Source organism: Skermania sp. ID1734, from assembly GCF_007489285.1.
Lineage (GTDB): Bacteria > Actinomycetota > Actinomycetes > Mycobacteriales > Mycobacteriaceae > ID1734.
This window is the reverse complement of sequence record NZ_VLIY01000016.1, coordinates 38790-50424: the sequence shown is the minus strand read 5'-3', so window position 1 is coordinate 50424 and position 11635 is coordinate 38790. Positions and strand designations below refer to the sequence as shown.

Below are 11635 nucleotides of genomic sequence, written 5' to 3'. Positions count from 1 at the left end.
TAATCGAATTTTGGCAGCAACCAAAACCCAGTTTTGGGGAAAGGAAGTTACGGCGTGCTAGACGTCAACTTCTTCGATGAACTCCGGATCGGCCTCGCCACCGCCGAAGACATTCGGCAGTGGTCCTACGGTGAGGTCAAGAAGCCGGAGACCATCAACTACCGTACGCTCAAGCCGGAGAAGGATGGCTTGTTCTGCGAGAAGATTTTCGGTCCCACCCGGGACTGGGAGTGCTACTGCGGCAAGTACAAGCGCGTGCGCTTCAAGGGCATTATTTGTGAGCGCTGTGGCGTCGAGGTGACTCGCGCCAAGGTGCGCCGTGAGCGGATGGGCCACATCGAGCTGGCCGCGCCGGTCACCCACATTTGGTACTTCAAGGGCGTCCCGTCGCGCTTGGGCTACCTGCTGGACCTGGCGCCGAAGGATCTGGAAAAGATCATCTACTTCGCCGCCTACGTGATCACCACGGTCGACGACGAGCTGCGACACAACGAGCTGTCGACGCTCGAGGCCGAGATGGAGGTCGAGAAGAAGGGCGTCAGCGACCAGCGGGACATCGACCTGGCCGAGCGGGCGCGCAAGCTCGAAGAGGACCTCGCGGCACTCGAGGCGGAGGGCGCCAAGGCCGATGCCCGCCGCAAGGTGAAGGACGGCGGCGAGCGCGAGATGCGCCAGATCCGTGACCGCGCCCAGCGGGAGCTGGACCGGCTCGAGGAGATCTGGAGCACGTTCACCAAGCTCGCTCCCAAGCAGTTGATCCTCGACGAGCAGATCTACCGCGAACTGCAGGACCGCTACGGCGAGTACTTCACCGGCGCGATGGGTGCCGAGGCGATCCAGAAGTTGATGGAGAACTTCGACATCGAGGCCGAGGCCGAGTCGCTGCGCGAGACCATCCGCAGCGGCAAGGGCCAGAAGAAGCTGCGCGCGCTCAAGCGGCTCAAGGTCGTCGCGGCGTTCCAGAGCACCGGCAACTCGCCGATGGGCATGGTGCTCGACGCGGTTCCGGTGATCCCGCCGGAGCTGCGGCCGATGGTGCAGCTCGACGGTGGCCGCTTCGCCACCTCCGACCTCAATGACCTGTACCGCCGCGTGATCAACCGCAACAACCGGTTGAAGCGACTGATCGACCTCGGCGCGCCCGAGATCATCGTCAACAACGAAAAGCGGATGCTGCAGGAGTCGGTGGACGCGCTGTTCGACAACGGCCGCCGTGGACGTCCGGTCACCGGACCGGGCAACCGCCCGCTGAAGTCGTTGAGCGACCTGCTCAAGGGCAAGCAGGGCCGGTTCCGGCAGAACCTGCTCGGTAAGCGCGTCGACTACTCGGGTCGTTCCGTGATCGTCGTCGGTCCGCAGCTGAAACTGCACCAGTGCGGTCTGCCGAAGCTGATGGCGCTCGAGCTGTTCAAGCCGTTCGTGATGAAGCGGCTCGTGGACCTCAACCACGCACAGAACATCAAGTCCGCCAAGCGGATGGTGGAGCGGCAACGCCCGCAGGTGTGGGACGTGCTCGAAGAGGTCATCGGCGAGCACCCGGTGCTGCTGAACCGTGCCCCGACGCTGCACCGCCTCGGCATTCAGGCCTTCGAGCCGCAGCTGGTGGAAGGTAAGGCCATTCAGCTGCACCCGCTGGTGTGTGAGGCCTTCAACGCCGACTTCGACGGTGACCAGATGGCTGTGCACTTGCCGCTGTCTGCCGAGGCGCAGGCCGAGGCCCGGATCCTGATGCTGTCGAGCAACAACATCCTGTCCCCGGCGTCGGGTCGCCCGCTGGCCATGCCCCGTCTGGACATGGTGACGGGCCTGTACCACCTGACGCGGCTCGAGGAAGGTGCGATCGGCGAATACCGGCCGGCCACCAACGACCAGCCGGAGCAGGGCACCTATTCCTCGCCGGCCGAGGCGATCATGGCGGTCGACCGTGGTGCCCTGTCGGTGCGGGCCCTGATCAAGGTGCGGCTCACTGACCAGCGCCCGCCGCGGGACGTCGAGGCCGAGCTGTTCCCGAACGGCTGGCACCGCGGCGACGCGTGGACCACCGAAACGACTCTGGGTCGCGTGCTCTTCAACGAGCTGCTCCCGGCGGACTACCCGTTCGTCAACGAGCAGATGCCGAAGAAGCGGCAGGCCACGATCATCAACGATCTGGCCGAGCGCTACCCGATGATCGTCGTCGCGCAGACCGTCGACAAGCTGAAGGACGCCGGTTTCTACTGGGCCACCCGCTCCGGTGTCACCGTGTCCATGTCGGACGTCCTGGTGCCGCCGGAGAAGGCGGAGATCATGGAGCGCTTCGAGGCCCAGGCCGAGCAGATCGAGAAGAAGTACCAGCGTGGTGCCCTGGACCACCAGGAGCGCAACAACGCGCTGGTCAAGATCTGGCAGGTCGCGACCGAAGAGGTCGGTAAGGCCATGGAGGAGCACTTCCCGGACGACAACCCGATCCCGATGATCGTGAAGTCGGGCGCGGCGGGCAACATGACGCAGGTCCGTTCGCTGGCCGGCATGAAGGGTCTGGTGACCAACCCGAAGGGTGAGTTCATCCCGCGGCCGATCAAGTCCTCGTTCAAGGAGGGCCTGACGGTGCTGGAGTACTTCATCAACACCCACGGCGCTCGAAAGGGTCTGGCCGACACCGCTCTTCGTACCGCCGACTCGGGCTACCTGACCCGTCGTCTGGTCGACGTCAGCCAGGACGTGATCGTCCGCGAGCACGACTGCGGCACCGAGCGCGGCATCACCACGACCATCGCGGAACGGCAGCCCGATGGCTCGCTGGTGCGCGACGCCCACGTGGAGACGAGCACCTACGCCCGGACACTGGCCGCCGATGCTGTCGACGCTGACGGCAACGTGATCGTGGCCGCGGGCGCCGACCTCGGCGACCCGGCTATCGAGGCGCTGCTCAATGCGGGCATCGCGCAGGTCAAGGTCCGTTCGGTGCTCACCTGTGAGACCGGAACCGGCGTGTGTGCCACCTGCTATGGCCGCTCGATGGCCACCGGCAAGCTGGTGGACATCGGTGAGGCGGTCGGTATCGTCGCCGCGCAGTCCATCGGTGAGCCCGGGACGCAGCTGACCATGCGTACCTTCCACCAGGGTGGTGTGGCCGGCGAGGACATCACCGGCGGTCTGCCCCGTGTCCAGGAACTCTTCGAGGCGCGCGTGCCCAAGGGCAAGGCGCCGATCGCGGAGGTTTCCGGCCGGATCCGGCTCGAGGACGACGATCGGTTCTACAAGATCACGATCATCCCCGACGACGGCAGCGACGAAGTTGTCTACGACAAGCTCTCGAAGCGTCAGCGGCTGCGTGTGTTCAAGCACTCCGACGGCACCGAGCGGCTGCTTGCCGATGGTGACCACGTCGATGTCGGCCAGCAGTTGCTGGAGGGCTCGGCGGATCCGCACGAGGTGCTGCGCGTCATGGGCCCGCGCCAGGTGCAGATCCACCTCGTCAACGAGGTCCAGGAGGTGTACCGGAGCCAGGGTGTGTCGATCCACGACAAGCACATCGAGGTGATCGTTCGCCAGATGCTGCGTCGGGTGACCATCATCGACTCGGGCTCGACGGAGTTCCTGCCCGGTTCGTTGACCGAGCGCTCGGAGTTCGAGGCGGCCAACCGTCGCGTCGTCGCCGAGGGTGGGGAGCCGGCTGCCGGTCGTCCGGTACTCATGGGTATCACGAAGGCGTCGCTGGCCACCGACTCGTGGCTGTCGGCGGCGTCGTTCCAGGAGACCACTCGCGTGCTTACCGATGCGGCGATCAACTGCCGCAGCGACAAGCTGATCGGTCTCAAGGAGAACGTGATCATCGGTAAGTTGATCCCGGCCGGTACCGGCATCAACCGTTACCGCAACATCCAGGTGCAGCCGACCGAGGAGGCGCGGGCCGCGGCCTACGCCATCCCGTCCTACGACGACCAGTACTACAGCCCGGACGCGTTCGGGGCCTCGACTGGTGCGGCCGTGCCGCTGGACGACTACGGGTTCAGCGACTACCGCTAGGAGTCAAAAGAAGGTGGGCCGGTTCCAGTACGGGACCGGCCCACTTCTCTGTTATCCCCACCCTTCCTGCCGTGATCATGAGCAAATCGCGACTACCTTCTTGATGGTTGTGGAGACTTCCTCATGATCACGGCCGCCGGAGCGGGTTATCCACAGGCCACGCTGCAGGCGTCCGTTTTTGTCATGGTGGCTCTTGAGGCTGTCCTCATGGATATCCGACTTGCTGCCCTAGCGGCCACCCCACGATGACATCCTCACCTTCGCCGTGCTGCGCACCGAGTTCACCGAGGCCGACATTCGCCGGATGGTGAAACACGGAGTGCTGCATCGAATTTGGCATGGCGTGTATACGACTGCGGAGCCATCTCTGGTATTGCGGCTCGACGCGCTGGTGCCCGTCCTCGGAGTTCGGCCCATCGCGTGCCTGGGCACCGCGGCGCAGTTGCATGGCTTCGACGTTCAAGGCGGTAGCGCAATCCATATCATCGATCCGTTGCAGCGCTGCAGGCATTGCTTGCCGGGACTCCACGTGCATCAGCGTCTTGGTGCGCCGGTAGTGGTGGTGGACGGGCGCCACGTCACCGAGCCGGCATGGACAGCCGTTGAGTTTGCTCGCACATTGACCAGACCTCGGGCGCTGGCAACTCTCGACGCCGCTGTGCGAGTCGGAGTCAGCGAATCCGATTTGGCTGCGGCAGCCCGCTGCCAAGCCGGCCGACGAGGCATAGTTGTGGTGCGGGACTTGCTCCCTCTCGTGGATGGGCGCGCAGAGTCGCCGATGGAATCCGAGACCCGCCTGTTGCTACTCGACGGTGGGGTACCGACACCGGAGCTACAGTTCGCGGTTTTCGACGATTTCGGCGTTGTCCGGTTCTACTTGGATTTCGCCTGGCCAGCGTTCATGCTCGCAGCCGAGTACGACGGGGATGAGCACCACGGAAATGCGTTAGCGGTGCGGCGAGACAAGGCGCGGGTTGCGTGGCTGCAGGATCGGGGCTGGTTGATCATTCCGATCACCGCCGATGACGTTCGCCGTCGGCCACAGCAGTTGCTGGCCCGCATTTTGGCTCATTTAGCCGCCCGCGCCGCGATCGCGTAGGTTCTTGGCAGCCGTGATCATGAGCAAATGGTGAAGCTCTACTTGGCCTTTGCGTAGATTTCCTCATGATCACGGAACAAGAGGGGTGCGGGATGAGTGTTTTCGACGAGATGCGCGGATCGTCGCGACTCGGCATGTTGGTCGGGATCACTGCCGCCAGCGTCGGCGTGATCTACGGCTACGACCTGTCGAACATCGCGGGCGCGCTGCTGTTCATCACCGACGAATTCGGGCTCAGCACCCACCAGCAGGAAATGATCACGACCGCGGTGGTGATCGGGGAGATCGTCGGTGCCATCGGGGGCGGATTGCTGGCCAACGCGATTGGCCGCAAGAAGTCCATGGTGCTGGTCGCCGCAACCTACGCGGTGTTCGCGCTGCTCGGCGCGTTGGCGCCATCGGTCGGCCTGCTGCTGGTTGCCCGGTTCCTGCTCGGCCTGACCATCGGGGTGTCGGTTGTCGTGGTGCCGGTATTCGTCGCTGAATCGGCACCCGCCCGCATTCGCGGCTCGCTGCTGGTGGCGTACCAGGTGGCGACGGTCGTGGGCATCATCATCGGATATGTCATCGCCTACTTTCTGGCCGGCTCACACAGTTGGCGCTGGATGCTCGGCCTCGCGGCCGCGCCCGCGGTGCTGACCACACTGTTGCTGTTGCGGCTTCCCGACACCGCCCGCTGGTACCTCCTCAAGGGGCGCGCCGCCGACGCCCGCCGGGTGTTGCGGATGGTCGAACCGGACGCGGATGTCGACACCGAACTCGCCGAGATCGGCCTCGCGCTGAGATCCGAAAAGGGCGGGGCAATCAAGGAGATGCTGCGCAAGCCGTACCTGCGAGCCACCATCTTTGTCGTAGGACTCGGCTTCTTCATCCAGATCACCGGCATCAACGCAATCGTCTACTACAGCCCAAGACTGTTCGAGGCCATGGGCTTTCACGGCAATTTCGCGTTGCTCATCCTGCCGGCACTGGTGCAGGCGGCCGCGCTCGTGGCCGTGGTGGTCTCGCTGCTGCTGGTCGACCGGCTCGGGCGCCGGCCGATCCTGCTCTCTGGCATCGCCATGATGATTCTCGCCAACATCGTGCTGATCGGCGTCTTCGTCACCGGCAGTGATTTCGGCGGCGCGCTCACCATCTTCGGGTTCTTCGGGGTACTGCTGTTCACGGTCGGGTTCACCTTCGGCTTTGGTGCGCTGGTCTGGGTTTATGCCGGTGAAAGCTTCCCCGCGCGACTGCGCTCGATGGGCTCTAGCGCGATGCTGACCTCGGATCTGGTGGCCAATGCGGTGGTTGCCGCGGTGTTCCTGACGATGTTGAACTCGCTCGGCGGAGCGGGCACCTTTACGGTGTTCGGGCTGCTGGCGCTGGCCGGCTTCGCGTTCGTCTATCGGTTCGCACCCGAGACCAAGGGACGCCAACTCGAGGACATCCGCCACTACTGGGACAACGGCGGGCGCTGGCCTGCCAACACAATCGAAACCGCTCAGGTGACCCAGCGATGACGGTCGCCCTGGGCCTCGACATCGGCGGCTCGAAAACCAAGGCCTTGTGTTGCACCGGAACGGTCACGGTGCACGAGTCGGTCGCCGGAAGCGCCAACGTCGCCTCGGTCGGCCTCGCGGAGGCGAGTCGGCAACTCGATGCGGTCCTGGCCGAAATGCCGTGCGAGGCAATCGAGTCCGTGTGTGCCGGGACTGCGGGAACGCCGCAGACCGCCCGCCAGATCACCGACCTTCTGCAGCGGCGCTTCCCGCACGCAAAGTTGCTCGTCGTCCATGACAGCCAGCTGATTCTCGCCGCCGCGGGCGCCGAGGACGGCATCGCGCTCATCGCCGGCACCGGCTCGGTGGCCTGGGGCAAGCGCGGCGAGCGCACCGTGCGGGTGGGCGGCTGGGGGCACCTGCTCGGTGATGAGGGCAGTGCCTATTGGGTGGGTCAGCAAGCTGTGCGACATGCGCTCTCGCGCGTGGATCATGGGCTCGCTGCCGATTCGCTGACTCGGGCGATCACCGCCGCCTGCGGGCTTGCCGATCCGGCCGCGCTGCTCGACCACTTCTACGAACTGCACGATCGCCGCTACTGGGCGCAGCGGGCCAGCGTCGTGTTCGACCAGGCACGCGGCGGCGACGAAGTGGGCAGGCGCATCGTGACCGCTGCCGCGGCGGCGCTGACCGGTCTCACCGCCGAGGTGGGCCGCCAACTGGGTATCGACGGGCCGGTGGTGCTCGCCGGTGGGCTCGCCGTGCACCAGCCGATGCTGCAAGAAGAAATCCGAAAATTCCTGTCGCGCAATGATGTCCGCGTGCTGGATGTCGAACCCGTACACGGTGCGATCCGACTCGCTCAGCGAGAAATGAGTTGCCCCTCATGACCCCCAAACCCGGACACCTGATGGCGGCCGAGATCGCCGAGCAACCGAAGGTGTGGCGTCGGCTGCTCACCGAAGGCGCGGACCCGATTGCCGCCGCCGCGGCTCGAATCCGTGAATACGCGCCGCGATTCGTACTCTTCGTCGCGCGTGGGACCAGCGACCACGCCGCGCTCTATGCGAAGTACCTGGTGGAAATCGTGCACGGCTTGCCCGCCGGTCTGATGTCACCATCGACCATGACCGTGTACGGCTCGACTCCGGACCTGCGCGACACGCTGGTGATTGCGGTCAGCCAATCCGGTGGCTCGCCCGATCTGGTCCGCACGGTCGAGGTGGCCCGTCAGCAGGGTGCGCTCACGGTGGCGGTCACCAACAATCCCGCGTCGGCGCTGGCGGACGCCGCCCAGATCCATGTCGATGTGCTGGCCGGCGAGGAGCGCGCGGTTGCGGCAACCAAGTCCTACACCGCTGAATTGCTTGCGCTGCACATGTTGCTGAACGGCGACACGGATTTCGAGATCTCCGCCCTGCCCGAGCTCGGCGACGAGATGCTCAGGCACTCCGACGCGGTGGACTTCATCGCCGCGCGTTACCGCTTCGCGCAGCGCCTGATTACCACGGGCCGCGGATACGCGTACCCGACGGCGCGGGAGGCGGCATTGAAACTGATGGAGACGTCGTACCTTTCGGCGCAAGCATTTTCGGGAGCTGACCTGTTGCACGGGCCGTTGGCAACCATCGATCCCCAGGTTCCGGTCATCGCCGTGGTTCCGGAGGGGCCCGGCGGGCAAGCGATGGCGCCGGTGCTTGCGCGGCTGGCCGAGCTGCGTGCCGACGTCGTAACCGTCGGTGCGAAAGCCGCCGGCCTGGCGGGCGCGATTGCCTTGCCGAGCGGTGTGCCGGACGAGTTGTCGCCGTTGCTCGAGATCCTCCCGCTGCAGCAGCTTGCTCTGCAGTTGGCTGTCACCCGCGGTGGGGATCCCGATGAGCCGCGCGGGCTGCGCAAGGTCACGCAAACGCTGTGATCACCGCCGGAACAGTCGTCTTGCCGGACCGCGTCTGCAGACCGGGCTGGATCGAAACGAGCGGCGAGCGAATCGTCGACTGCGGTCCTGACCAGCCGCCCCGGCGCGCCGACCGCGAGTTTCCGGACGCGACCATCGTCCCGGGCTTCGTCGACATACACGTCCACGGCGGCGGCGGTGCTGCCTACACCTCTCGCAACCCAGCCGAAATTCGGGCCGCGGCCGACTTCCATCTGCGCCATGGCACCACCACCACGTTGGCGAGTCTGGTGACCGCTGCCCCGGAGGTGCTGCGCGAACAGGTGAGCGCGGTAACCGATCTGGTGGGCCGCACAACCATCGCAGGGATCCATCTGGAGGGTCCGTGGTTGAGTGCGGCCCGCTGCGGCGCGCACGACCGGACCCAACTGCGCGTCCCCGACCCGGCCGAGTTAGCGGCCTTGCACAACGCATCCGGTGCCATCCGCATGGTCACCGTGGCGCCGGAACTGCCGGGCGCTGCCGGGTTCATCGAAGCGCTGGTTAACTCCGGAATCGTTGCGGCCGTGGGTCATACGGACGCGACCTATGCGCAGACACTAAGGGCGATCGACGCCGGTGCCACCGTGGGCACCCACGTTTTCAACGCCATGCGGCCGCTGCATCATCGCGAGCCGGGACCGTCGCTGGCGCTCATCGAAGACGCCCGCGTCACCGTGGAACTCATCGCCGACGGGGTCCACCTGCACGACTCGGTTTTCCGTCACGTGCTGTCCACGGCCGGGCCGGAGCGGGTCGCGCTGATCACCGATGCCATGACGGCCGCCGGAATGCCCGACGGCGCATACCACTTGGGCGATCTCGACGTCGTGGTCGACGCGGGCATCGCGCGGCTCTCGGCGACCGCCACGATCGCCGGCAGCACCGCAACGATGGATCGGGTCTTTCGGGCTGCGGTCGGTCCGGTGCCCAGTGACGACACGTTGTGTGCAGCGGCGCGCATGACCGCGTCGACCCCCGCGCGTGCGATCGGCATCGACAACGTGGGCAGCCTGCGCCCGGGCAACCGGGCCGATCTCGTGGTGCTGACGCCCGAGTTACACGTCGATGCGGTGCTGTGCGCCGGCGTGTGGGTGGGCGAACCGGACGATTCCCACTAGGCTGGTGGGCGTGCCTGGAAAGAAGCTTGATCGGGTTCGCGCGAAATCCGCGGTCGAGACAGTGCGCGAAAGCCCGGTCATCGCCGCGATCGCGATCTCTCCCGCCGTGGTGCTCTTCGGATTGGTGTGGTGGCTCGCTGGCTTCGGCTGGGCTATCGCGCTGGTGGTGCTGCTGGTCATCGCGATGATCATCGGCGGGAAGTTCTTCTGACAGTCCTTCGCCGGACCATCACCTCGCGCAGCGGTGTCATGTAAATGCCCTCTGCGGCAAGGCCTTTGCGGGCTTTGTGCCGGGTTATCAGGACTCCGATGATGCCAAGCGCCCACACCGGATACTGCACCAGCCAGGCCGCCCGGAACGCGCCGAAGCTGTAACCGCCCGCGTGGTCGAGCACCACACCCATGGCTTCGATCACGGCAAGTGTCGCGACGAAGCCGCCCATGTTGACCATGCCCTGCGCCGTGCCCATGCTGGTGCTCGGGTTGAACATGCGCGCATAGTCGAACGCGATCATCGAGCCCGGCCCCCCGACCGAAATCACCACGACCAGCAGCGTGAGCAGCCAGCGCGGCGCCGGGCCCGCCAGGCTCAATACTGCGGTCCACACGCCGACGTTGGCCAGCATGATCGTCAGCACCAGCCAGGACCGCCGCAGCGGGTGCCGGGCGCTGAGCACGCCGAGCACCGGCCCGGCGGCCACAGCCGCGACGACCGAGATGGCCAGGAATCCGCCGGCGGCTCCCTCGGAAAGCCCTTGCGCCGACACCAAATAGGGCACGCCCCACATCAACGCGAACGTCGTGATCGAGAACTGGGACCCCATGTGCGTGAAGAAGCCCAGGCGGGTCCCAGGTCGCGCCCACGCCGCGCGGATCTGCCTGGCTACCTCGCGCGGCGGCGCCGGCGCGGCAACCACCGCCAGGCCGGGTGGTGCGTCGCGGACGACGGCTGCGGCAAGGGCGGCAAACAATGCTCCCAGCGCGGCCGCGGAAATGTAGGCCGACTGCCACCCGGCGCCGTGCAGCACCGCCATCAGCGGGATGGCCGACAACACCTGTCCGAACTGTCCGATGATGCCCGTGAGTTGCGAGAGCAGCGGCACCCGGCGCGGGGCGAACCACTGCGGCACTAGACGCAGCACCGAAATGAATGTGCAGGCGTCGCCGATGCCCACCAGCACGCGCGCGGCGATAGCCGGACCGAGCGAGTCGGCGACGGCCAGCACGAGTTGCCCGGCCGCCATGGTGACGGCGCCGGCCACGATCATCGCCCGGGAACCGAACCGATCCAGCAGCACACCCGCCGGGATTTGCATTGCCGCGTAAACCACCACCTGCAACACCACAAACCCGGAAAGGGTTGCGGGGCTGGCGTGAAAGCGGCCGGCCGCTGCCAATCCGGACACTCCGAACGAGGTGCGCTGCAGCACGGCGATCACATATGCGGCAACCCCGACTCCCCAGACGAGGTAGGCGCGCTTCATCGATTTAGCGCGGGATGTGGAAGTCGACGAGCTCGGCCAGGCCGGTGCCGAGACCGCTCCACGAATCGTCCACGGCCAACACCGCCATGGCCGACGTCGGAAATTTCGCGCTCAGCGCATCGGCGTGCGGTGAGTCCCGGTTGGCCGCCAGTTCCCATGCAGTCCAGGGAATTCCAGGTGCATGACCAACCACCAGCAGGGTCTGCACGGAATCGTCGGTGAGCCGGATCAACTCGATCAGTTGCTCGATGCCGGCCTCGTAGATGCTGGGTTCGAAGCTGACTTTCGTGTCGATGCCCGTCGCGGCGAGCGTCTCGCGGGTGCGTGCGGCAGTCGAACAGAGCACGGCATCGATCGGCGGCTGATGCGCACGCAGCCACTCGCCGGCGAGCGCGGCCTGGCGTTCACCGCGCGCGGCGAGCGGGCGGTCGTGGTCGATGACGCCGAGGGGATACGCGGACTTCCCGTGGCGCATGAGAATGAGCGAGCGCGGCATGGCGCTAACCGTA

At 66.1% G+C, this 11635-nt stretch carries 9 protein-coding genes; 7 read left to right on the top strand and 2 right to left on the bottom strand.

Annotation, left to right across the window (positions count from 1 at the left end; genetic code table 11):
- Window positions 1-54: 54 nt before the first annotated feature.
- The 7 genes from FOS14_RS19025 (at window position 55) to FOS14_RS18995 (ending at window position 9853) form a co-directional block, all read left to right on the top strand.
- The gene (locus FOS14_RS19025; RefSeq protein WP_143772404.1) at window positions 55-4008 is read left to right on the top strand and encodes a DNA-directed RNA polymerase subunit beta'; all 3954 of its coding nucleotides are present in this window, start codon (window positions 55-57) and stop codon (window positions 4006-4008) included.
- Window positions 4009-4273: 265 nt separating this feature from the next.
- A complete protein-coding gene (locus tag FOS14_RS19020; protein ID WP_143772403.1) occupies window positions 4274-5107 on the top strand; it encodes a DUF559 domain-containing protein in 834 nt (277 codons plus the stop codon).
- A gap of 110 nt (window positions 5108-5217) precedes the next feature.
- Window positions 5218-6609 (top strand): sugar porter family MFS transporter, encoded by a 1392-nt coding sequence (locus FOS14_RS19015; RefSeq protein WP_370512262.1) that lies wholly within the window; start codon window positions 5218-5220, stop codon window positions 6607-6609.
- Window positions 6606-7478, top strand: a complete 873-nt coding sequence (locus FOS14_RS19010; protein WP_143772401.1) for an N-acetylglucosamine kinase — start codon at window positions 6606-6608, stop codon at window positions 7476-7478. The genes FOS14_RS19015 and FOS14_RS19010 overlap by 4 nt, the downstream gene beginning before the upstream one ends.
- Window positions 7479-7498: 20 nt before the next feature.
- A complete protein-coding gene (locus FOS14_RS19005) occupies window positions 7499-8503 on the top strand; it encodes an SIS domain-containing protein (protein WP_221936740.1) in 1005 nt (334 codons plus the stop codon).
- Complete coding sequence (gene nagA / locus FOS14_RS19000; protein WP_143772399.1) at window positions 8500-9642, top strand: N-acetylglucosamine-6-phosphate deacetylase; 1143 nt, start codon at window positions 8500-8502, stop codon at window positions 9640-9642. Before FOS14_RS19005 ends, nagA begins: the two co-directional genes overlap by 4 nt.
- 10 nt (window positions 9643-9652) lie before the next feature.
- Entirely contained in the window at window positions 9653-9853 is a 201-nt protein-coding gene (locus tag FOS14_RS18995) for a hypothetical protein (protein WP_143772398.1), read from the top strand.
- Here FOS14_RS18995 and FOS14_RS18990 read toward each other — a convergent pair.
- Window positions 9831-11126 carry a nitrate/nitrite transporter gene (locus FOS14_RS18990; protein ID WP_143772397.1) on the bottom strand — a complete coding sequence of 432 codons (1296 nt, stop codon included), beginning with the start codon at window positions 11124-11126 and terminating at the stop codon, window positions 9831-9833. The two genes, FOS14_RS18995 and FOS14_RS18990, sit on opposite strands and share 23 nt — an antisense overlap.
- 4 nt (window positions 11127-11130) lie before the next feature.
- The gene (locus tag FOS14_RS18985; RefSeq protein ID WP_143772396.1) at window positions 11131-11622 is read right to left on the bottom strand and encodes a histidine phosphatase family protein; all 492 of its coding nucleotides are present in this window, start codon (window positions 11620-11622) and stop codon (window positions 11131-11133) included.
- Window positions 11623-11635: the final 13 nt, after the last annotated feature.

Excerpts from the sequence above, each read along its gene's own strand:
- FOS14_RS18990 (WP_143772397.1), bottom strand. The coding sequence starts at position 11,126 with ATGAAGCGCGCCTACCTCGTCTGGGGAGTCGGGGTTGCCGCATATGTG.
- FOS14_RS19005 (WP_221936740.1), top strand. The coding sequence starts at position 7,499 with ATGGCGGCCGAGATCGCCGAGCAACCGAAGGTGTGGCGTCGGCTGCTC.
- FOS14_RS19010 (WP_143772401.1), top strand. The coding sequence starts at position 6,606 with ATGACGGTCGCCCTGGGCCTCGACATCGGCGGCTCGAAAACCAAGGCC.
- FOS14_RS18985 (WP_143772396.1), bottom strand. The coding sequence starts at position 11,622 with ATGCCGCGCTCGCTCATTCTCATGCGCCACGGGAAGTCCGCGTATCCC.
- FOS14_RS19015 (WP_370512262.1), top strand. The coding sequence starts at position 5,218 with ATGCGCGGATCGTCGCGACTCGGCATGTTGGTCGGGATCACTGCCGCC.